General features: G+C 42.3%; 19 protein-coding genes. 4 read left to right on the top strand and 15 right to left on the bottom strand.

The window, feature by feature from the left end; all coding sequences use genetic code 11:
* Positions 1 to 2: 2 nt before the first annotated feature.
* A complete protein-coding gene (locus tag HW120_RS15540) occupies positions 3 to 1607 on the bottom strand; it encodes a T9SS type A sorting domain-containing protein (protein ID WP_177735214.1) in 1605 nt (534 codons plus the stop codon).
* Positions 1608 to 2054: 447 nt separating this feature from the next.
* Between HW120_RS15540 and HW120_RS15545 the strand changes: the two genes are divergently transcribed.
* The gene (locus HW120_RS15545) at positions 2055 to 2825 is read left to right on the top strand and encodes a class I SAM-dependent methyltransferase (protein WP_177735215.1); all 771 of its coding nucleotides are present in this window, start codon (positions 2055 to 2057) and stop codon (positions 2823 to 2825) included.
* Positions 2826 to 3030: 205 nt separating this feature from the next.
* On the opposite strand, the gene HW120_RS15550 is transcribed toward HW120_RS15545, so the two are convergent.
* The 3 genes from HW120_RS15550 to HW120_RS15560 form a co-directional block, all read right to left on the bottom strand.
* Complete coding sequence (locus HW120_RS15550) at positions 3031 to 4905, bottom strand: OmpA family protein (RefSeq protein WP_177735217.1); 1875 nt, start codon at positions 4903 to 4905, stop codon at positions 3031 to 3033.
* A 20-nt stretch (positions 4906 to 4925) separates the two neighbouring features.
* On the bottom strand, positions 4926 to 5846 hold the full coding sequence (locus HW120_RS15555; RefSeq protein WP_177735219.1) for a PorP/SprF family type IX secretion system membrane protein: 921 nt from the start codon (positions 5844 to 5846) through the stop codon (positions 4926 to 4928).
* Between the two features lie 74 nt (positions 5847 to 5920).
* Positions 5921 to 8551, bottom strand: coding sequence for a T9SS type B sorting domain-containing protein (locus HW120_RS15560; protein WP_177735221.1), 2631 nt, complete (start codon positions 8549 to 8551; stop codon positions 5921 to 5923).
* 727 nt (positions 8552 to 9278) lie between these two features.
* On the opposite strand from HW120_RS15560, the gene HW120_RS15565 reads away from it, so the two are divergent.
* Together HW120_RS15565 and HW120_RS15570 are read left to right on the top strand one after the other, a co-directional pair.
* Positions 9279 to 9908, top strand: coding sequence for a hypothetical protein (locus HW120_RS15565; RefSeq protein WP_177735223.1), 630 nt, complete (start codon positions 9279 to 9281; stop codon positions 9906 to 9908).
* A gap of 103 nt (positions 9909 to 10011) precedes the next feature.
* On the top strand, positions 10012 to 10392 hold the full coding sequence (locus HW120_RS15570) for a hypothetical protein (protein WP_177735225.1): 381 nt from the start codon (positions 10012 to 10014) through the stop codon (positions 10390 to 10392).
* A gap of 114 nt (positions 10393 to 10506) precedes the next feature.
* Here the strand turns inward: HW120_RS15570 and HW120_RS15575 are convergent, their stop codons facing one another.
* The 7 genes from HW120_RS15575 to HW120_RS15605 all read right to left on the bottom strand — a co-directional run bounded on the left by HW120_RS15575 (position 10507) and on the right by HW120_RS15605 (position 15850).
* On the bottom strand, positions 10507 to 11871 hold the full coding sequence (locus HW120_RS15575) for a hypothetical protein (protein WP_177735227.1): 1365 nt from the start codon (positions 11869 to 11871) through the stop codon (positions 10507 to 10509).
* A 202-nt stretch (positions 11872 to 12073) separates the two neighbouring features.
* Positions 12074 to 12667: a short chain dehydrogenase gene (locus HW120_RS15580; protein ID WP_177735229.1), complete on the bottom strand. Its 594-nt coding sequence runs from the start codon at positions 12665 to 12667 to the stop codon at positions 12074 to 12076.
* Between the two features lie 15 nt (positions 12668 to 12682).
* Positions 12683 to 13321 carry a class I SAM-dependent methyltransferase gene (locus HW120_RS15585; RefSeq protein ID WP_177735231.1) on the bottom strand — a complete coding sequence of 213 codons (639 nt, stop codon included), beginning with the start codon at positions 13319 to 13321 and terminating at the stop codon, positions 12683 to 12685.
* A gap of 11 nt (positions 13322 to 13332) precedes the next feature.
* Complete coding sequence (locus HW120_RS15590; RefSeq protein ID WP_218618732.1) at positions 13333 to 14241, bottom strand: NAD(P)/FAD-dependent oxidoreductase; 909 nt, start codon at positions 14239 to 14241, stop codon at positions 13333 to 13335.
* Between the two features lie 108 nt (positions 14242 to 14349).
* Positions 14350 to 14574: a hypothetical protein gene (locus HW120_RS15595; protein ID WP_177735236.1), complete on the bottom strand. Its 225-nt coding sequence runs from the start codon at positions 14572 to 14574 to the stop codon at positions 14350 to 14352.
* Between the two features lie 91 nt (positions 14575 to 14665).
* Positions 14666 to 15529, bottom strand: coding sequence for an AraC family transcriptional regulator (locus tag HW120_RS15600; protein ID WP_177735238.1), 864 nt, complete (start codon positions 15527 to 15529; stop codon positions 14666 to 14668).
* 3 nt (positions 15530 to 15532) lie between these two features.
* Positions 15533 to 15850, bottom strand: coding sequence for a winged helix-turn-helix transcriptional regulator (locus tag HW120_RS15605; RefSeq protein WP_177735240.1), 318 nt, complete (start codon positions 15848 to 15850; stop codon positions 15533 to 15535).
* Positions 15851 to 15976: 126 nt separating this feature from the next.
* Between HW120_RS15605 and HW120_RS15610 the strand changes: the two genes are divergently transcribed.
* Positions 15977 to 16381 carry a nuclear transport factor 2 family protein gene (locus HW120_RS15610; RefSeq protein ID WP_177735242.1) on the top strand — a complete coding sequence of 135 codons (405 nt, stop codon included), beginning with the start codon at positions 15977 to 15979 and terminating at the stop codon, positions 16379 to 16381.
* 128 nt (positions 16382 to 16509) lie between these two features.
* On the opposite strand, the gene HW120_RS15615 is transcribed toward HW120_RS15610, so the two are convergent.
* The 4 genes from HW120_RS15615 to HW120_RS15630 form a co-directional block, all read right to left on the bottom strand.
* Positions 16510 to 17949, bottom strand: a complete 1440-nt coding sequence (locus tag HW120_RS15615) for a TolC family protein (protein WP_177735244.1) — start codon at positions 17947 to 17949, stop codon at positions 16510 to 16512.
* On the bottom strand, positions 17942 to 21133 hold the full coding sequence (locus HW120_RS15620) for an efflux RND transporter permease subunit (RefSeq protein WP_177735246.1): 3192 nt from the start codon (positions 21131 to 21133) through the stop codon (positions 17942 to 17944). The genes HW120_RS15615 and HW120_RS15620 overlap by 8 nt, the downstream gene beginning before the upstream one ends.
* Positions 21134 to 21156: 23 nt before the next feature.
* Positions 21157 to 22242: an efflux RND transporter periplasmic adaptor subunit gene (locus tag HW120_RS15625; protein ID WP_177735248.1), complete on the bottom strand. Its 1086-nt coding sequence runs from the start codon at positions 22240 to 22242 to the stop codon at positions 21157 to 21159.
* A gap of 169 nt (positions 22243 to 22411) precedes the next feature.
* Positions 22412 to 22843: a hypothetical protein gene (locus tag HW120_RS15630; RefSeq protein WP_177735250.1), complete on the bottom strand. Its 432-nt coding sequence runs from the start codon at positions 22841 to 22843 to the stop codon at positions 22412 to 22414.
* Between the last annotated feature and the right edge of the window lie 19 nt (positions 22844 to 22862).

Here is a 22862-nt window from a genome sequence, read left to right on the forward strand (position 1 = left end):
AATTATTTATTTGGATTAATCCCTTTAATCACTTTTACAGAATCCGTTTGCAGATTGGTACGGATCTCCACAATATAAATCCCTTCCGGGTAATGGCTTAAATCCACCGGAACAGTCCGGCTGTCTATAGCAAACTGCTGCAACTGACGCCCGGACAGGTCAAATACCGAAGCAGTACCGCTTTGAAATTCATAGCCCACCACAATATTGGTAAAGTTTTGTGCCGGATTCGGCAAGGCTTCAATAGCTGATTTCTCCACTTCTTTTTTATAACGGTCTTTGAGTTTTACCACCCAGAAATCATTTCCGCCATGTCCGCTGCTTTTATCGCGGGACGGTTTGCCTTTGGAGGTTCCGGCCAGCAGGTAACCGCCATCGCGGGTTTCAATCAGTCCGTTCAGGATGTCTTCGCCATCACTGCCCACGGTCTTGCTCCAGAGCTCTTCGCCTTTGGCATTGATCTTTAAAGCTATATAATCGTTGATGTCTTTTTTGTCTTTCTTTCCGTCCGATACTTCTGTCCGGGCATAACCGCCAAGGAGTAGCGTACCGTCTTCATTTTCCACTATCGAGGTCAGCAAATCTACCGCTCCGTAGTTGTAGGTTTCCTGCCAGAGTGTTTGTCCGTCGTCATCCAGACGGACGATCCAGAAATCGGTTCCTTTGGTATTCGCCCGGCTCTTGTCGTTCGAAGGATTGGAATTGGAACTGCCGCCCAGCACATAGCCGCCGTTACGGCTTTGTATCAGCGCACTCAGGTTGTCATCGCCATCACCGCCCAGGGTACACTGCCATTCGATAGCACCGGCTTTGTCGGTTTTGATGATCCAGTAATCCCCGCCGGTACCGATGTTGTCGCTCTGCTTGTCGCCCGAAGCCGGAGAGTTGGAATAACCGCCCAGGATATAGCCGCCGTCTTTGGTTTGTTCCACCGTTTTCAGCTGATCCATATAACGGCCGCCGTAGGTCTTTTGCCATTCGATCGTTCCGGAAGCATTCAGCTTTACGATCCAGTAGTCTAAGTTCCCCTGATTAGCTTCGGTTTTGTCACCGGATTTTCCCGAAGAAGAAGATCCGCCAACGATGTACCCGCCGTCCTTTGCAGGGCTGATGCAGGCCAGCTGTTCCTGACCGCTGCCGCCAATGGTGCGCTGCCATTGCTCATTGCCTTTGGCATCGAGCTTGATGATCCAGTAGTCGTCCTGACCGCGGGAATCTTCTTTTTTATCGCCGCCTTTCGGAGAGCTGGACACTCCGGCCAGGATAAAACCGCCATCGGCTGTGATTCGGGCACTTTGCAGAAAATCCAGTCCGCTGCCGCCAAAGCTTTTTTGCCAGTCGGGACTGCCGTGTTCGTCCATTTTCCAGAGCCAGTAATCGAAATTGCCACCGGATGGTGTTTGCTTGTTTCCGTTCTTGTCGGAAAGAGAGCTTCCTGCCAGTAAGAAACCATAGTCGGGTGTGGGCACAACATGGGCTAAAAACTCGGCATGTTTGCCGCCATACGATTTTTCCCAGATGAGGTCCTGGGACTGAACCGTATAGGCACAAAGAAGCAGGGGCAGCAGCGCATACAGCCTGCTACCGGTTAAGTAATTTTGTATCATAAAACATTCAATTATAGTTAGTTATAATCTCATTCGCAAAGTAAAAAGAATATTTTAAACATCGGGAGTGTTTTTTATAAAAAACAGAACAGTGTTTACTTTTTACAATTAATACATTAAAAACCGATTTTAACTATTTATAGTTGAACACTTTAAACCATTTTCTTTAAAAAAATGGCTGTATTTTTATTTTTATCATTGTTTATTCAACAAACAATACGCTATAAATAAACGATTTAGCTTTTTTAACTGATTTTTACACCGCATTTTTTTCGAAATAAAATAGAATAATGGCTGTTTTGAATCAATAAAACAAAAGCATCTCATTACAGCAATTAAGCCCGTTTGCTTTAAAATTCATTATTCCCATACACTACTATTTTATATGCCGCCAATAATCGTACATTTGAAATCAGGATCAATTTAGAGTAACGAAGTATAATAAATATGGGAAGCGACCTGAATATAAAATTCTATGATGAATTGTCGGAAGATTATCATTTAATCTTTGACGACTGGGAAAGTGCCGTAACGGGCCAGGCAAAAACGCTGGACAATATTATCCGGCATTTTACCAAAACGGAACCGGTGACCTTACTGGATTGTGCCTGCGGCATAGGTACTCAGGCTATTGGCCTGGCAAATCTCGGATATCAGGTACAGGCAACCGATCTAAGTCCGAAAGCAGTTGCAAGAGCCCGTGTTGAGGCCGACAGGCTGAATGTGGCGCTATCATTTGGCGTAGCCGATTTTAAAACCCTGAACACCGATGTTGAAGGTACTTTTGATGTGGTGATTGCCTGCGATAATGCTTTACCGCATTTACTGGACAAAGCCGACCTGCTTTTAGCAGCTGCAAACATACTGTCCAAAATGAAACCCGGCGGTGTATTCCTTGCCAGCATCAGGGATTATGACAAAGTACTGGAACAAAAACCACTCAGCATCCAGCCTACCGTAAAGGAAACCGGCGATCAGAGAGCAATTTCTTTTCAGATATGGGACTGGACGGAAGACAATGTTTATACCGTTAACCATTTTATGCTGAAAGGCAAAGATGAAAACTTCCATACCTCGCTCCGGACAACAAAATACAAAGCCTATCAAAGAAGTGAAATGACGGCTATCTTTGAAAAAGCCGGATATACCGGTATAAAATGGCTGATGCCGGACGAATCCGGGTATTACCAGCCGGTACTTATCGCCCGGAAAGCATAAGCAACCATCAAATGCGAAAAGTCATTCCCGGTTAAAACGGCAATGCCGGTGTCTGTTTAATATGCCTCTACAGTAGCGGAAAGATTTATTGCAGGCCTCTCCGTAGCAAAATAACCGTGTTTGTTAGTATTCCACACAGATTTACAACGCAGCATAATAAAAAAAGGGAGCCTGCCGGCTCCCTTTTTTTATTATTTCTGATTTCTTATTTTTTGATAATTAAGAATTCACTTCTTCTGTTTGCTGCGTGTTCTGCTTCGGTACAGTTTTCTTTACAGTCTGTTTTTGGCTCGCTCTCACCATATCCTTTTCCGGAGATTCTGTTTGCTGCGATACCTTTTGAAATAATATACTGAACTGTCGCTTTGGCTCTTCGGTCTGATAACCTTATATTGTAGTGGTCATTTCCTCTGTTGTCTGTATGCGACTTCACCATAATAACCATTTGTTTATTGTTTTGCATCACCTGTACCAATTTATCCAGTTCAAAAGCACCCTCCTGGGTGATGTTGCTCTTATTGAATTCAAAGTTGATGTCTTTCAATACGATTTCTTTTTCCGTTACAATAACGTCAATAGGGTTCAACTTCGCATCGATTTTTTGTTCGCCGCCTTTTTGTTTTGTTACCACAAAAGTATTGCTCTCAAATCCGTCTTTTTCTACCTGTAACGTATATGCCTTGTCGCATTCCACATGATAGGCCACTTCTCCATTGGCAGCAGTTACCTCATTTCCGATGATATTTTTCTTCTCATCCAGGATCGCTACTTTGGCACCCGAAAGAATAGCGCCGGTCCTGGCATCACTCACCACGGCAATTACAGCAACATCACAGTTTGGTGTTGCCTGATAGATGTTGTCTTCTCCGGTACGGTTACTGGAAAAGAATCCGATGTTTTTAGACTGGTTAAACGTGAAGGCAAAATCGTCTTTTTCACTGTTGATCGGTTTGGCCAGGTTTACCGCTTCGGTTCCTTTGTTCAGGTTGATCATAAACACATCCAATCCGCCCAGACCAGGTCTGCCGTTGGATACAAAATACAATACTGCATTATCTTCTGTAATAAACGGGAACGATTCATCGCCTTCGGTATTTACCTTCTTTCCTAAGTTTTCCGGCGTACCGTAGCTTCCGTCTTTGTTTACCGCTACTTTCCAGATATCAATTCCTCCGACAGATCCCGGCATGTTCGATGAAAAGTACAAGGTAGTTCCGTCTTTACTGATACTCGGATTGCTGGTAGAATATTGGTTACTGTTAAATGGCAATGCCGTTACATTCCCCCATTTATTGCCGTCTTTAGTCGCTTTAAACAGGTTAACCTGCCCTATTTTCAGTTTTTTGGCTTTGTCTTTTTCAAAGCTGTTTTCCTTAAAGCTCTCACTGGCAAAATACATAGTGTTCCCATCACCTGTAATCGTTACCGGACCATCGTGGTATTTACTGTTAATTTCATCCAGGGCTACGGCATCGGTAATGGTTCCGTCTGCATTATAGCTGGCGCGGTAAATATCCAGGAAAGGCTCGTCATTCCATTTGTATGTTTTTCTGGCAGTATTACGCGCACTGGTAAAATAAAAACTGTTCTCCGATAAAAACGCTCCAAAGTCGGATTTATCACTGTTGATGTCCAATGATTTCACTGTGTACATCTTTTGTTTGTTCAGCAATTTTGGCAGGTAATCCGGGTTTTCTTTAAAGGCTTTCGCTCTTAAATCGTTTGGAGCCATACCGGCAAACTGCTGCATTTGTTTGTTGGCTTCATCATATTTGCCATTGGCTTTCAGCATCTGTGCATAACGGAAATATGTTTCTGCATCCTGTTTCTTTTCAGAGATTGCTTTGGCATACCATTTTGCCGATTCGGCTGTATTGAATACGTTATAGTACGCATCGCCCAGTTGTTTATACACATAGGCATCGGCTTTACCTTTATCGACTAATTTCAGGTATTCTGCTGCGGCAGAAACATACTCAAAGCGATTGAATTGTTTGTCGGCTTTAGCTGTCGCGGAATTTTGTGCATTCATCGTTGCACCCGCAATAACCAGGCTTAATGTAATATATAGATTCTTCATGTTTCCGGTGGTTTTTTAGATTAGAAATAACGTGGTGAACGCGATACTTTTTTCGGGAAGTTCAGGTCAAACAACAGCATTACTTCGTGGGAAGCCGGTGTTGTTACTTTTAAATCCGATACGATACGGTCATAAGCATATCCGATACGTACACTTGGGTTAATCGCGTAGTTAACCATTCCGCCAAAAGAATCCTCTAATCTGTAGGTAGCTCCTATTTCGAATTTATCAAAGAATAGCATGTTCGCCGAAACATCCAGGGATGTTGGTGCTTTAAAAGCCGATTTCAACATAAACGACGGTTTGAATTTGGTGTTTTCCGATAATTCAAATACATATCCTCCCGTTAAGAAGTAATGGCTTACTTCACTTCCGAATTTTCGGCCGTCAAAATCAAGGTGTTTGGATTTTAGCATATTCGGTACCGAAAAGGCTACATAATACTTATTGGTATAGTAGAAAAATCCGGATCCGACGTTAAAATACGTTTTACTGATATCCTGTCCGAAAGCCGGGTCATCTGCATCGGGCAGCGTATGGTAAATATCGCTGTACAATCCTACCTTATGGAAGGTTGCTCCGGCTTTAAGTCCTAAAGCCAGTCGGTGTTCGCCTCCTAAATTCAGCGTATAAGAGAAATCCCCGTATACGTTATTCTCCGTTACCGGACCAATTTTATCGGAAATCACAGACAGTCCCAATCCTACGTTTTTGCCTGTCGGGCTGTGTACAAAGAAGGTTCCTGTGGTTGGTGCATCTTCAATATCAACCCATTGCTTGCGGTATAAAAGTCCAAAAGACAGGTTTTCTTTCGAACCGGCATAGGCCGGATTTATCACGTTCATATTATACATATACTGAGTATAATGCGGGTCTTGCTGGGCTTGGACATCCATCAGCGCCATAAGGGCAATCAGGGCTGTCAGGTATATTTTCTTCATGGGTAACTTTATCGTTTTATGTTTTAAGCTGCTTACGGCCTGTAACTGCCGTAAGCATTGCTGTTTGTTCTTGATTAGCTTCTTTCTCTGTTAATGTAAATCCATCCTGTTTTTGAAGGCTGGCCGTCAAATTCAATTACATAATAGTAGGTTGCAGATGGCAGTTCGTCTCCTTTATCGGATTGTCCGTACCATTGGTTACTATAGTTGGCATAACTGTACACTTTTGTTCCGTAGCGGTTAAAGATTGTCAGGTGTTTTACATTTAATCCTACTAAATCAAAGAAATCATTTTTGTTATCATTATTCGGTGAAATACCTTTCTGGATTGCGCAGAATGTGCTTAAAACAACTACATTTCCTGTTTCGGTACATCCTTCCGGTGTTGTAACCGTTAGCGTAAATGTCATTGGAAATACCGGAGCAGCAACAGCGTTCAATACTTCTGTTACATTTAAAGTCGCTTCGTTTGTTCCCACAACATTCCCCTGGCTGTTTTTCCAAACATAGTCCACATTACTGGCATTATAGGAACCGGCGTTTGGCGTAGCTTCTACAATATAATTTCCGTTAACACAGTTATCATTCAGGGTAAAATCAATTTTAGTTACCGTAACGGCTAAGGTTACCGGTGCAGCGCATTGTCCTGCATTTGGGGTAAACACATAGTTACCGTTAGCAGTATTGTCAATCACTGCCGGATTCCAGCTTCCTGTTATGCCGTTTGGTGATGTTGTGGCTAAAGCCGGTGCCGTAGCTCCGTGACATAAGGTTAAAGCCGTTGAAAAATCAGGGGTAATGCTATTTGTAACCGTTACCGCCAAGGTTACCGGTACAGCACACTGACCTGCATTAGGCGTGAACACATAGTTACCACTCGTAGTATTGCTAATCACTGCCGGATTCCAGGTACCGGTCACTCCGTTTGGTGAAGTTGCCGCTAAAACCGGTGCATTAGTCCCGTTACACAGGATTAAAGTCGTAGCAAAATCAGGGGTAGTGTTATTCGTTACCGTAACGGCCAGCGTTACCGGTACAGCACACTGACCTGCATTGGGCGTAAACACATAGTTACCATTGGCAGTATTGCTGATCACTGCCGGATTCCACGTTCCCGCGATTCCGTTTGGTGATGTGGTTGCCAAAACCGGTGCCGTAGCTCCATTACACAGGGATAAAGTCGTTGCAAAGTTTGGTGTAGTGTTATTTGTTACCGTAACGGCTAACGTTACCGGTACAGCACACTGACCTGCATTAGGCGTGAACACATAATTCCCACTGGTGGTATTGCTGATCACTGCCGGGTTCCAGCTTCCTGTGATACCGTTTGGTGATGTCGTTGCCAAAGCCGGTGCCGTTGCTCCGTTACAAAAAGATAAAGCGGTTGCAAAGTTTGGCGTAATGCTATTGGCTACCGTTACCGCTAAAGTTACTGGTACGGCACACTGACCTGCATTGGGCGTGAACACATAATTACCACTGGAGGTATTATTAATCACTGCCGGGTTCCAGGTTCCTGTGATACCGTTTGGTGATGTGGTTGCCAGTGTTGGCGCTGTTGCTCCGTTACACAAAGCTAAAGTCGTTGCAAAGTTTGGTGTAGTACCATTCGTTACGGTTACTGCTAAGGTTACCGGTACGGCACACTGACCTGCATTGGGCGTGAACACATAATTACCACTGGTGGTATTGTTAATCACTGCCGGGTTCCAGGTTCCCGTGATTCCGTTTGGTGACGTAGTTGCCAGAGTTGGTGCGGTTGCTCCGTTACATAACGCTAAAGTCGTTGCAAAATTAGGGGTTGTACTGTTCGAAATCGTTAGATTGATCGTATCGCTTATGGTAGCACCACAGCTGTTTGTCGCCGTTAATGTCAGGACAATTACTCCGGTTGCTGTCGGACTGATCGTATAGGTGGTTGTCAGGGCTGCTGGCGTTCCAAAAGTACCACTTGCAGCAGACCATTGTACTGATTGCTGTCCCTGAGCGGTTCCGCTTAAATTAATCGTAGCTCCTGCACAGGCTGTCATGGTCTGAGGGCCGCCGTCTACCGTGAATGGCGGTACCGGTGCCGCACAACCGTTGTTAATATAGGTCGCAACGCCGGCAGGTGTAAACAATACCGTCGCACCATCTGCTGCTCCGGGAACACCGTCGGTATCAATCAGTAATGCTCTGTTATAGGTAACCGTATCCACACAGCTGTTAAAAGACATGGTAAGGGTTCGGGAACCGGAACCGAAATTAGCGAAGTGCCCTGCAACAGTAGAAGGGTTATTCTGAAATATAATATAAAACGTTTCCGTTAGGGCGCCAAAAGAGTTTAAGGCGGTATCCATGTTAAAACTGGTTACCAGAATTACCCGGGCATTAGCCGGAAGCACACCGCCTGTAGGTTCCAATAACTGTCCGCAACCGCCGGCTGCAACAATATCGGCATTTAACTGTGCTACTTTATTTGCAGTAACTGTATTTTTAATCAGTCCTCTCCAGGTATTGTTCGGCCAGCTTACGACTAAGTTATTCGTGTTAATGCTGGCAGTTCCCACTTTAAACCGGACCATTTCATTGAGACCTTCATCTACCCCACAGGCATCTACCAGGATACTTTCAATCTCGAAACATTGCGAAAATGCCTGTTGCTGTGACAACAGTGAAAAAAGGAGCAGAAAGCAAATTTGTTTTAACGTAGTTTTTAATTTCATTTGATAAAATTTAATTGTGAAAAGGGAAGCTCACCGGGCATGCCTGCTTTTAACAAGTGCTAAAATTCCTTTTTATATTAAAATAGCACACACCTCAAGGCTGCATTCCTGGTTTTTACCGGCTGCTCTTTTCTTTTTTAATTACATATTTAATTGAGAGTTTTCGAAAAAAAATCGTCTAAAAAGTGTTCTTTTCTAGACGATGCACTGAATATTATTTTAATTTTATTGTTACGCTTTAACCGGAAATCAGTTTTAAATCCTCTGCTGCTGCCAGCACTACTCCCCTCTATCACAAAACACTTATTTTCAAAGTATTGTAAAAAATATTCTAAAAACAAACAGGTCGTTTTTGTAATGGATTTAGAAACGTCATTCATCATAAAAATTTAGCCTGTGAAAAGTTGCTAAATTAAGTGAATTGATCCTTTTTCGTATTTATCAAATCATTATCATAAGGTATAATTACTGTATCTTTTCCGGCAAATGTATATTAATTTCAAGAATATCAGAATTTTCATATCATAATTTTTGGATTATTAACATTTCAGCCTGTCGTCATAACTTTACTCTTTGCGATACCATAAGCCTGCTTTTCCGGCAGCAGCAACGCTCACAGTCCTTTTGGGGTATTTTTACAGCAGATTCCTATTTAATTGTTAAAGTTTATATCTTAGCGCAGCAAACCCATTGGTAATCAAACCGATCCCTTTAAATTTTATTACAGATGCTGAAAAAACATTCCGTACTACTTGGTTTCTCTGTTTCCATATTGCTGCTACTCATTGCCACGCTGAATTATCCCGGCGGTTCCCAGTTTGATAAAACGGCCATTGGCTACAGCTGGACGAACAACTACATCAGCGACCTGTTCGGAGAAAAAGCGTTGATTGGCCTGCCCAATGCGGGTCGTTTTTGGGCTATGGGCGGAATGATTTTCCTGTCGGTAAGCTGTTCGCTGTTTTTTGCCGGGTTTTCAAAAAGAATCCCGAAAAAGGGCGCCGCCAATGTGATCCGCTATTTTGGAATTACCGGTATGCTGTTTACCTTTTTAATCGCGACCCCGCTGCACGATATCATGGTCACTATTGCCAGTACTATCTTCCTGGTAAGTGTATTTTATATTACCGTTTTTGTTTTTATATCAAAGCTGCATTTGTTTAAAGTGCTGTGTGCGTTGTACCTCCTCTTTTTTTACAGTACACTTTACATTCACGGTTCCGGGAATTTGCGGGAATATTTACCAACCGGCCAGAAAATACTGTTTGCCGCAACCCTGCTTTTAATCTTAGGACTGCATTATTTTACAAAGGCGGAAGATTTTAAACCTCAGCTTAAAACCGACACATTAGTTTAAAGACTAAACAGCGGCCATAATCCATAGAAATATTGTAAATTTAGTACTTCTAAAATTGTCACAGACAAACAAATAGCAAGTCACTAATTAAAAAATATTTATTATGGCAAACAAAGAGCAGTCGGCTAAAACAGCTGAATTCTTAGGTAAAATTGTTTCTTTCAGACAATCGTTAAAATTAATTCATTGGTCGGTTACCGGAAAAGGGAGTTATGAAACCCATATCTCTTTAGACCAGGCGATCGATACCTTAACCGGTGTTACAGACAGGCTGGTTGAAACCAGTTTCGCCCTGTTGGGTACCCTTGATATCGTGATACCGGAAACCCACCGTCCTAAAGTATATATCCCGTACATCGAAGATTTTTATCAATATGTTGAAACAAATCGTTCCGTATTTAAGGAGTCTTTTTCGCAATCCATTGTTGATGATTTCCAGGAGGCCGTTATCCAGTTGTTATTCCGACTGAAACGTCTGGAGTAATTGTCCGGATGAAAAATTCCTATCAGCAGAAAAAATTAAAGGCAACTATATTTTAACCGGATGAATATCCAAGTATATAGTTGCCTTTAAAATAAGGATCAATTTGTAAATCAATTATTTTGCTGGTCTCATTCTTCTAATTTTTATAGCCCTGTCTGTTGTTAAATCCTGAGATTTTAAATTTAATTTTTCCCGATTTATTTCTTTTTCTATCCATTCTGTTTCACTAGCAAAAGCCAGTCTATTCCTATCAATTTCATCAAAAATCACTTTTTCTTCCTCAGTTGTCAGGTATAATCCTTCTTTATTTTCATCTTTAAATTTTATCATATCTGCCCATTTCATAAGCATTGTATGCGTATTTATGACCGTTCCATATTTAAAAACAACCATGCCCTTATATAGTAAAGGTATTACAGCGTTTTCTTTCAATAATGCTGCAGAAAGTCCGGTATATCTTGATAATAAATTGTAAATTTTATCGGTATACCCACCAAATGTTCTTTCTTTTAATAAATTGTCAATCGAGTTCAGGATACTCTGTTTATAAAAATCAGTGATAATGATATTCGGAGCTTTTTCACTTAAAATAACATCAAACTCCTTTCTCCATCTAGGTATTACATACTCACGATCCTCAGTTATAGTGATTTTTGGCTGATCCGGTAACGTTTCCATATCCATTTCAAGAACGAGCATTTTGATTTTATTCCGACTTAAAATCTCCATATTATCCTGAAACTTCAATTTTAAAAGTTCTAAAAGACTGTTTTCATTAATGGCTTCTCCCTTATGCTCCAATACCACTTCCTCAATTACCATTTTTATTTTCCGGTCATAATTATTCGTTTCATTTCCTGCCATTAGCAGCTCGGCCAGTACCGCAAACATAAGTCCCAACATTAAATACATTCCGTAAATTGTAAAAAGCATTACAATATTTACAAGCAAACTACCATTTGAATCGATCAATGAAAGAAAAAGGCATCCATAAGAGCCTGCTACCCATAAACCCAAAGATTGTTTCACCTCCCGCTTACCGTATTTAATTAAGGGTATAACAAAGGAGACACAAACAGGGACAACAAACCAAATGTTCAACCCTGTCTTTATCAGGTCATTATTCATCGTTAAAAATGCAAACAGCCCGATAAAGGTTGCCAGCATAAAAGTTAAAGCGGTAATATAGAATTGCCTCCAAAAAGTCGAATTACTTTCAAAATCTTTTAGAAATAGCGGTACTGCCAAAGCAAAACCTCCCAAACCGGCAACAATCTGTACAATACTCTGAATATCCGTCTTATTTACAGCGAAATCAACTTTTAAACAGAATATCAGAAACAGAACAAGACTGACCGTAATGGCCGAAGAAGCGTTACCGCTCCTGGAAGCACTCTCAGATACCTTAAAATTTCTTTTACTTCCAGATGGTAGCCGGTTATGATTCCTTTCCTCATTATTGAATGGGTAGAATGACATGAGAATTTTTATTTGGTGATGCGCAATAGTAAATGTACGCAATTTACCATCAAATAAAATCCACTCTCTTTAAAAAATCACAAATCGTCACATATTCATTAATTTATTGGTATTCAAAAAGTAACCGGTTCATAAATCTGATTTGACTATCTCCATTACAATGGGGTGCATCAGGCATATCTTTATACTATCCCGGTCATTTTTAAGGCACGATCACCTGTCCGGTTCCTGCTCCGAACAGGCTTTTGCGGAAGCCTGCTTCCAAAGCTTTCATTGTAGTAGGGATTTCACCCGGAAAGAACGGGAAATATTGCGGTGAGTTTTCAATAACGGTTGGGCTTACAGCATTGATGCGGATACCGTTTTCCAATTCAATGGCGGCAGCGCGGACAAAGGCTTCAACCGCTCCGTTAGCCGCTGAGGCATTGGCAAAATGGCGTTGAGGTTCTTTTGTTAAAGCTCCGGTTATAAGGGTAAAAGAGCCTTTGGGATTGATATAATGCTGTCCGATCAGTACCAGGTTTACCTGCCCCATCAGCTTTCCTTCTATTCCTTTCCGGAATTCTTGATCGGTCAGACGGCTCCAGGGACCTACAAACGTTGGTCCGGCCGTGCAGATAAGAGCATCAAAAGCACCAGCTTCCCGGTACATCTTTTCAATAGCAGCGACATCGGTGATATCGGTTGGAATAGCACCGCTATTGGTATTGACGGTAATAATCTCATGTTCTTCCTGAAAGGCTTCGGTAAGGTATTTCCCCATGGTGCCCGACGCACCTACGATAATAATTTTCATATTTTATATATTAAGTTATACTTGTTTCCTGCCCACAAACCGGATGACAGCGCCCTTACCAATGTGGTAAAGCCCTTCTTCCAGCATTATTTCCTGTTCTTCCAGTATGGTTATGGCACAATGCTCAAAATCCTTTTGTATTTCATCCGTAGAAAACAGCATACCCGCGTCTTTGGGTCCGCCTACTTTCGGATTGCTGTGTACAAGCTCCAGGTGGTTTTTACTGAATGCCTCCAAAATTATCGTTCCGCCGGGCTTGAGCCATTCCAGCAGTTTTTGATGCAATGCCGCCTTTTTTGCTGCCGAAAAATGAGCATAGATAAGGGCAATCACATCGAACGATTCTTTTTCATAATGCAGCACTTCCAGATCGCCAACGTGATAATTAAGGGATACACCGCATTCTGCGGCAAGCTGCAAGGCTTTGTTTTTTGCTTCCACACTCAGGTCAAGCGAAGTAACCTGCCACCCGGACCGGGCAGCAAATACTCCGTTACGTCCCTCACCATCGGCCGGCAGCAGAATATTTCCGGGCGTTAATTGAGCGAGCTGCTCTTTAAAAAAACGGTTGGGATTTTTGCCATAGGCATATTCCGGATTTTGGTACCTGCTGTTCCAGAATGTTCTGTATTCGTCATCAAATGATTCGTTCATTTCCGGTCGTTTTAAAATTGTTCCATTATCATTTTCCGGCTTAATCCCATCCCGACAGCTGTTCCCGTTGCTACAGCATTGGCCACTGTCCGCATACGGGAAGCGTTATCCCCGCAGGCATAAATACCGCTGACGGTTGTTTCCAGTGAAGCATCGGTTTTCAGATAGCCTTCTTCCGTTAATTCGCATCCCAGCATTTCCGGTATGTTACAATGCTGTTCAAACGGACTCCGGATATACAGCGCATCGACTGCTTTCTTTGAATGGTCTTCAAATACCACATTTTGTACCTGACCGTTAGTATGCTCCAATGCCCCAAGCTCCTTTTCTTCAATGCTGATGCCGTGCTGTATAAGCTTTTCCCGTTGTATTCCGGTAAATGTTGCCGCTCCGTTTGTAAATACGGTCAGCTCTTTTGTCCAGTTGGCAATGAGTTTTGCCTGTTCGAAGGCCACTTCCCCATTCCCGATTATACCCGTTTTCCGGTTTCGTACTTCATATCCGTGGCAGTAGGGACAATGCAGTACCGATATGCCCCAGCTTTCGGCCACTCCTTTAATCGCAGGCAATACATCCCGAATACCGGTTGCAAAAATCAACTGGCTGGCCTGCCATATTTCCCCGGATTCCGTTTGTATGCCGAAACCGTTTGCCGTCTTCTCCCCGCTTACCGCTTTACCGGCAACAAATGAAACGGTATCGTACACTGCCACCTGCTGTTTTGCTATTGCAGCAATTTCTTTCGGGGTTTGTCCGTCCTGTGTCAGGAAATTATGAGAATGCGGCGTTTGCCGGTTACATGGCAAACCGCTGTCGATCACCAAAACATTTTTCAGGGCTCTGCCCAACGCCATCGCTGCGGCTAATCCGGAATAGCTTCCGCCTATGATCATCACATCAAAAACACTGTTCTTTTTCATCGTATTATTTTTTAAGTCAACATGTATGTTTACTGGCAATGCCATAGCTGCTAAAGCAAATCCGCTTTTTTGCAGGAAAGTCCGTCGTGAAAACACCGCCATCCGTTTTTAAGTGTTCTTCTTTCCGGATGCGATCCGGCCGATGATAAAATCCACCAGCGGTACACCCAGAAAAACAATCCAGGGAACCAGAATTATCGTCAGGATGAGTGTTCTCTGGTACAAAGGCAAACCGACCATTGCGCCGTTAAACAGGTACAGAAATAAGGTGATGGACGGGTAAATGACTATCCAGATTTTTAAGGCAGTCTGGAACCGGACTTTTGTTTTCATATCGCATTACTTTTGTCTGAAACATTTTCTGTGACAAAGGTATCCTGATTGAAAAGTGCTGTTATAGGATAAAAATGAAGTTGTATAGGACTTATTTAAAATGCTGCCGGAAAGCATCCGGTGTGTAACCGGTTTGTTTTTTAAAGAAACGGATAAAATAGGATACATCCTCATATCCCAATTCCCAGGCGATCTGGTGGATCAAACCGGAAGTTGCCAGCAAGTTTCGTCTGGCTTCCAGGATAATATAATCGTTGATCACTTCCGAGCAGGTTTTGTTCTGCGTCACTTTCGTAATCCCATTCAGCTGATAGGCTGTAAGGTTAAGTTTTCCGGCATAATACGAAACCTGTTTCTGTTCCGCAATGTGAACGGCAAGCAGTTCCTGCAGTTCTTCAAACCGTTCCTGCTGGTATTCGCTACCTTCGTTTGCGGATTTTTGAGGATTTTTGCTTTGTCGCAGCAATTCAATAAAAAAGATATCCAGATTGGATCGTATAACCGCTTCATAACGTTCTTCTTTTTTATGGTATTCTTCTAAAATATTAGCAAGGATCGCCAGTAGTTTTGTAAAGCTGCCGGCAGTAACCGAGCAGTAATTTTTCGCGCTGACTTTTCTTAAAACCTGACTGGCCGATTTTTCAAGCGGTACATAAAAGTCCGGAGTAAATCCGATTAAATAACCCGAACTTCCGCTTTTTAAAACCAGCTGATGCACCTGTCCCGGACGCATAAAGAAAACCGTTTGTTTCCCGATCGGATAGTCTACAAAGTCAATGCTGTGCATGCCTTCTCCTTTTTCAAGAACCAGGATATAAAAGAAACTATGACGGTGAAGTTCCTGTACCATATCGCTGCCGGACAACAATGTGGCAACATCCCGAATGTTGAAACCTTCGGAAAAATGCGGTTCATTGATCACGGCACCAAGATGTCTGACAGGAATGTTCTTCACTTTTTATAGTTTATGCTTAAGACCAAATGTAATGATTTCATCTATAATGGGCAGTAATTCCTTTCCCAAAGGTGTTAAGGTATATTCCACCCGCGGCGGAATTTCCGGATAAGCCTTTTTGCTGACGATTCCTTTTTCACACAGGTATTTCAGCTGATTGATCAGCATTTTCTCGCTGATTCCAACAATACAGCGCTTTAGTTCTCCATAGCGGATGGTTCTGGAATTGATCTGAAAGATAATCAGCATTGTCCATTTTCCACCGATGATCTCGAGCGTTTTTCGCAACGGACAGTTTTCATCCGAAATATTTATTTCCATTTTATACTATTGATAATCAGCATTTTTTTACTTTTGGTAAGTACCCTACTTTTTTGTAAGTACTTGTCCAGATGAAAGCAAATATAGAAATTTGTCCGGTATTGTTAACCCCTAAAAATATATCTTATGTCAAAAAATGTAACAATTGTCCGGTCTTATTTTACTGCGGTTTCAAAAGGCGATTTTGATACTGTAGGCGCGTTGCTGTCGGACGATGTGGTGTGGCACCAGCCTGGAAAAGGCATACAGTCCGGAACATACAGCGGTAAAGCCGAGCTGTTTGCACATCTTGGAAATTTTGCCAAATGGAGCAACGGTACTTTTGCCATAGATCATGTGGACTATCTTGCAGACAATGGCGAACTGGTTACGGCGGCGATTCACTTTAAGGCCGAGAAAAACGGGCAATCCCTTGCCATGAAAGGTGTTGATCTATTGCGGATTGAAGGTGATGTCATTAAAGAAGTCTGGTTGTTTTCTGAAAGAATTGAAGAAGAAGATGCTTTCTGGAACAGTGCTTCCGCCAGCTAATCCGGATAACCTGTAGAAACAGAAGACCGGTATTGCTAAAGCGATAGTTCCTGAAATTAAAAAAGCCTTCAAAGAAATACTTCGAAGGCTTTTTATATACTACGCTCTGAATTTTCAGACGGCAGTGCTTAATTCCATCCGCCACCTAATGCCCGGTAAATGTTAACCATGGCATTCATCTGCTTCATTTTGGTTTCTATAAGTTCAAATTTCGATTCCAAAGCATCACGCTGAGTCATTAAAACTTCCATATAGTCCGCTCTTGCCGAACCGAACAGATCGTTTGAAATTTCAATGGACTGGTTCAGCGCTTCTACCTGTTTGGATTTTAAATCGAACATTTTTTCGGTATTCTGGATCTTAGCCAGCTGGTTCGCAACCTCCACATAAGCATTTAAAATAGTACGCTCATAGTTGTAAACCGCCTGAATCTGCTTTGCATTAGCGGTATAATAAGTCGCTTTTATCGCATTTCTGTTGATTAACGGCGCGGCAATATCACCTGCTAAAGAGTAAAGCAATGATTCCGGTTTTATCAGGTAACTTGGGTTAAATGCCTGGTACCCGATTCCGGCCGAAATTCCCAATGAAGGATAGAATCTCGCTTTGGCCACTTTTACATCAAGTTTGGCTGCTGCCAGTTCCAGTTCGGCCTGTTTTACATCCGGACGGTTTTCCAGTAACTGCGACGGTAGTCCGGCATGCGTAACCGCAGGTGTCAGATTGCTGAACGTCACAGAACTTCTTTCAACCGGCTGCGGGAATCTGCCCACCAGGAAGTTGATCCTGTTTTCCGTTTCCGTAATTTTTTGCTGAATGGTATATTGTAAGCCTTTGGTATTCAAAACCTGTGCTTCAAATCTGCGGACAGCCAGTTCGTTTACTCTGGCAGCCAGTTTTTGCAGTTTTACAATTTCCAGCGCATTGGTCTGAATGTCAATATTCTGTTTTACAATAGCCAGCTGGTTATCCAAAGCCAATAATTCATAATAGGAATTCGCGATTTCGGCAATCATGTTTGTTACCGTGAAGTTTTTACCTTCAACGGAAGACAGGTATCGGCTTACAGCCGCTTTTTTAGCATTGTGCAGCTTGTTCCAGATATCGATTTCCCAGGTAGCATAAGCGCCTACCGCATAATCCTGTAACGGCTCCGGCATTTCTTTACCCGGTTTGATCTCGGTATTGGCTTCAAGGGCACCAATGTTTGTGAAACGGCCCACTTTATCAAAACCGGCAGAACCTTTAAGTCCTACAAACGGTAAATACTCTCCTTTTCGGGCTCTGATTTCGTTTCTGCTGATCTCGATTTCCTGCAGGGTAACATTCAGTTCCTGGTTTTTCACCAGTGCCGTGTCAATAAGTGCTATCAGGTATTTATCTGTAAAATATTCCTTCCACTTCATTTTACCGGTATTCACACTATCCTGTACTGCGGTACTGTTATAGGCTGCCGGAACCGTTTTGTTTTCCGGTCTTCCCAATGTTGCAGGGGCTTTACACCCCGCAACAGTTAGTAGTAAACAGCTTACGCCTATACCAATATATATATTTAATCGCTTACTCATTTTCTTCTTTTGTAAAGTTATCTATCTGATGCACAAATTCCTGTGATAAAGAACTGTCTTCTTCATCCCGTATTAATTTTCTGCCATCGGCAAATGAGCCAAAAATATAATACAGTCCCGGTACGATAATTACCCCGAAAATTGTTCCGAAAAGCATACCACCCAGTGCCGCAGAACCAAGTGTTCTGTTACCGATAGCTCCGGCTCCGCTGGCAACCATCAACGGAATTAATCCGGCGATAAAGGCAAATGAAGTCATCAGGATCGGACGGAAACGCACTTTGGCTCCTTCAATCGCCGCTTCGAGTATCGTGGCACCTTCATGGTGCTTCTGGACGGCAAATTCGACGATCAGTACGGCGTTCTTACCGAGCAGTCCGACAAGCATGATAAGCCCGATCTGAGCATAAATATCATTTTGAAGTCCCATAAGTTTCAGCAGTAAAAACGAACCGAAAACCCCAACCGGAAGCGAGAAAACCACCGCTAACGGAATAATAAAGCTTTCGTACTGTGCCGCTAAAACAAAGTACACAAACGACAATACAATTAAAAAGATGTAAATCGATTCATTTCCTTTACCCGCTTCGTCATAAGAAAGTCCTTCCCAGGCAATGTCATAACCTTTTGGCAATGATTTTTTAGCAACCTCACGAACTGCCTGAATGGCTTCGGCTGTAGTATAACCTTTTGCCGGAAGTCCCTGTATCGCTGCCGAGTTGTACATATTATAACGGGTAATCTCATTTGGTCCCTGTGTTTTTTTCAATCGCATAAATGCCGAATACGGTACCATTTCGCCATGATCGTTTTTAATATACAGGTTTAAGATATCCGACGGAAGTCTTCTGAACTTAGGATCCGACTGCACGTAAACTTTAAAGAAACGTTCAAATTTAATGAATCCCTGTTCGTAAGTACTACCAATCAGAATGTCAAGGTTTTCCATCGCCTTACCGATAGACACTCCTTTTTGCATCGCCAGCTGGTTGTCTATTTCCAGTTCATACTGAGGATAGTTGGCCGCGAAGAACGTGAACAGACCGGTTAGCTCTTTGCGTTTACCCAAGTCTTCCATGAACTGTTTGTTCACTTTATCAAAGTCTTTATAGTCTACCGTAGTACTCTTATCCAGAAGACGCATCGAGAAACCGCCCGAAGAACCAAATCCCGGAATTGCCGGTGGTTCGAAAAATTCAATTTTCGCACCAAGTCCTTTGGTTTTTTCTTCCAGTTCTTCCATGATTTCAGTAACCGTATGATCCCTGTCTGACCATTCTTTAAGGTTAATAAGACAGGTACCGGCATTGGATCCCCTACCTTCTGTCATGATCTCATAACCGGCAAGAGAAGATACTGATTCTACACCATCTACATGCTCACAAATTTTCTGTAATCGCTGCGATACCTGGTTGGTTGTTTCCAGTGTCGATCCCGGAGGTGTCTGAATAATCGCATAAATAGTACCCTGATCCTCACTTGGAATAAATCCGGACGGAAGAATCTTATTCACATAGAAAGTACCTGCACAGAATGCAATCAATACTCCGAATGTCAGCCATCTTCTGCTCACGATCGATTTCAGTAAGGTTACATATTTTCCGGTCATTTTATCAAAGACACGGTTAAAACTGTCCAAACCTTTCGTCAATAAATTCTTTTTGGTTTCTTTTCCATGGTTGTTTTTCAGCAACATCGCACACAATACCGGTGTAAGGGTAAGCGCAATCAAGGCCGAAATAACAATTGAACTGGCCATCGTAATAGAGAACTGGCGGTAGAACGTTCCTACCGGACCGGACATAAAGGATATCGGTACGAATACAGACACCATTACGGCAGTAATCGCGATAATAGCTCCACTAATTTCACCCAACACTTTTTTAACAGCCTGGTATGGCGTTATGTGCGGATATTCTTCAAATTTGGCATGCACTGCCTCGACGACGACTATCGCATCATCGACCACAATACCAATGGCCAGTACCAATGCAAACAGGGTTACCAGGTTGATCGAGATTCCGAAAAACTGGATAACAAAGAAGGCACCGATTAAGGAAACCGGAACCGCTAATATCGGGATCAGCGTGGAACGCCAGTCACCGAGGAAGATAAATACCACCAGAGCAACCAGTATAAAGGCATCTCTTAAGGTATCGATTACCTGCTCCATAGAGGCATCCAGGAATTTCGATACGTCATAACTGATTTTATAATCCAGTCCCGGAGGGAAGGTTTCTTTCATTTCCTCCAGTTTGGCTTTTACCTGTTTGATGACATCGTTTGCATTACTTCCGTAGTTTTGTTTTAATACGATTGAGGCAGAAGGGTGTCCGTCTAAATTGGAATAGATATCGAAGAATTCACTACCCAGCTCTGCTCTTCCGATATCTTTCAGGCGTATGCTTTCTCCTTCGGCATTAGCACGGATAATTACATTTTCATATTCCGAAGGCTCACTATATCGTCCTTTATAGGTTAAAACGTATTCCAGCGATTGTGCCTGGATACCGGAACTCTGCCCGATACGTCCCGGACGACCAACGATACTCTGCTCGCCGAGCGCCTTCATCACTTCATCTACAGAAACATTATAAGCTCTCATACGGTCCGGATTCAGCCAGATACGCATTGCATAGGTTCTACTACCCAATATCTGAGACCGGGCTACCCCTTTGATCCTGTTGATCTCCGGAAGCATTTTAACGTTGGCATAGTTGTACAGGAATTTTTCATCCATGTTTTTGCCTTTAGCATACAGGTTGATATACATCAGCATACTGGGCTGGATCGGTGTAATAACAACCCCTTCCCTTTGTACCAGTTCGGGTAGTAACGGCATTACCTGATCCACCCTTGTTTTGACCCTTACTACCGCCTGGTTCGGGTCGGTACCCGGTTCGAAAATGATTCTTAATGTGGCTTCCCCTGCACTGGTGGCATCGGTAGCCATATAACGCATATCCTGAACACCGTTGATGGCATTCTCCAAGGTGATCAATGTTGATTTTACCAATACGTCTGCACTGGATCCCGGATAGGCAATAAAAATATTTACTGTCGTTGGTGCAATATCCGGAAATTGCGATGTTGGCAATTGTTTAATTGCCAGGGAACCCATAAAGACAATCATAATCGAAATTACAATCGCAAATACAGGTCTATGTATAAATTTACTAAACATGTTTTCTCTTTTTAGTTATTCGATTACTCTGCATATAGCTCCAAATGCGACATAACATATTCAGGCTTCTCTAATTTGTAGTTGATTTTTTCATTTTCTTTTACAAGACGTATTCCTTCAAGAAGTACTTTGTCGTTTAGCGACAAACCGTTTTTGATGATGAAAAGATGCGGCAATTCGGCTCCAATTTCAATCTCTCTTGATCGCAATACATTGTTTTTATCCACTACATACACATACTTTTTGTCAAGTACTTCAAAAGTTGCCTTTTGAGGAATCAGGATAGCATTTTTAAGCGGCATTCCCATTTTGATATTACCGGTTTCACCGTGTCGTAACAGTCCTTTAGGGTTAGGGAAAGTTGCTCTGAACGCAATGTTTCCGGTTTCATTATTGAATTCTCCTTCAATAGTTTCCACCACACCGGAATAGTCAAACAATTTATTGTTTGCCATTAACAGGTTTACTTTTGGTGCATTATCGCTTTTTACCTTGGCTTTATAATCCAGATATTCTGCTTCCGGTACATTATAGTACACCCACATTTTACTGTTATCAGACAGGTTTGTCAACAAATCACCTTCTTCAACAAGACTTCCCGGTCTTACGTGAAAACGGTCGATGATCCCGTCAAACGGTGCTCTGATTTCGGTAAATCCAAGATGAACCTGCGTTAACGCTAATTCGGCTTTCGCTTTATCGAATTTGGCTTTAGCCATAGCCAGCTCATTCGGAGCGACTACATTTTTATCGGCAAGTCGTTTGGTGTTTTTATATTCAATTTCAGCAAAGCTGGCTTCAGCCGCAGCTTTCTGCGTTTCTGCCTGATACAGTTTAGGCATGATCTGGAATAACAGTTGTCCTTTTTTAACAAACTGTCCTTCGTCTACATAAATTTTTTCCAGATAACCTCTTTCCTGAGCTCTCAGCTCAATATGACGAATGGAATGAATCTGACTGACATAGTCTTTTGTAATCAGGGTATCCTTTTGGATGGGATTCGTAACTAAAAATTTTACTTGTTCTTCTTTTTCTTGTTCTTTTTTTGACGTACAGGCAATTGTGCACATCAAGGCACACAACCCCGAGAGCATGAGGATTCTCTTCATAGTAATTTTGCTTTTAAGCAGTATGGTTTTTATTGATTTTTTTTAGACAGGTCACAGCAAACACGGCCAGCATTCCTAATTAGTGTTAACACCAAAGAATGACGGATCGGGCAGTGACAAACTGAAACGGAAATAAAGGGCAATATAGAATTGCCTGTAGTGTATTAAATCAAATCCTGATTACCCGAAATACGATGTACTTCTTACAAGAGGGCAGAAAAGAAAAATGCTTATCCAGAAAAGATAAGCGTTTGTTTATATCGCGGGAACCGATTTCCGGTACCTGAATACATAAAAGGGTGGTAAAGAGTGCACCTGAAGCGATTATTTTTTTTGAGGCAGCTAACTCATTTTCTTCATTCTCATTATCGTTGTGGTCATGATGAGAATAGGTTTTATTGTTTAGTTTCTCAAAATAGCACAAAGCATAATTGGTCACATCACTTTGTGAACCGGATATGCCTGCTGCCTGAAACTGCTCAATATTTTTTACAGTCGTATAGTTAATATACTCCCCCTGACCAGCTAGGGCAAAGGATTGCACATATCCGCTCAACAGGAAAATTAACAGCGATGTAAAAATGCTAATTTTTAACTTCATAATACGGCACCAAAATTAT

Source organism: Flavobacterium inviolabile (assembly GCF_013389455.1).
Taxonomy (GTDB): domain Bacteria; phylum Bacteroidota; class Bacteroidia; order Flavobacteriales; family Flavobacteriaceae; genus Flavobacterium; species Flavobacterium inviolabile.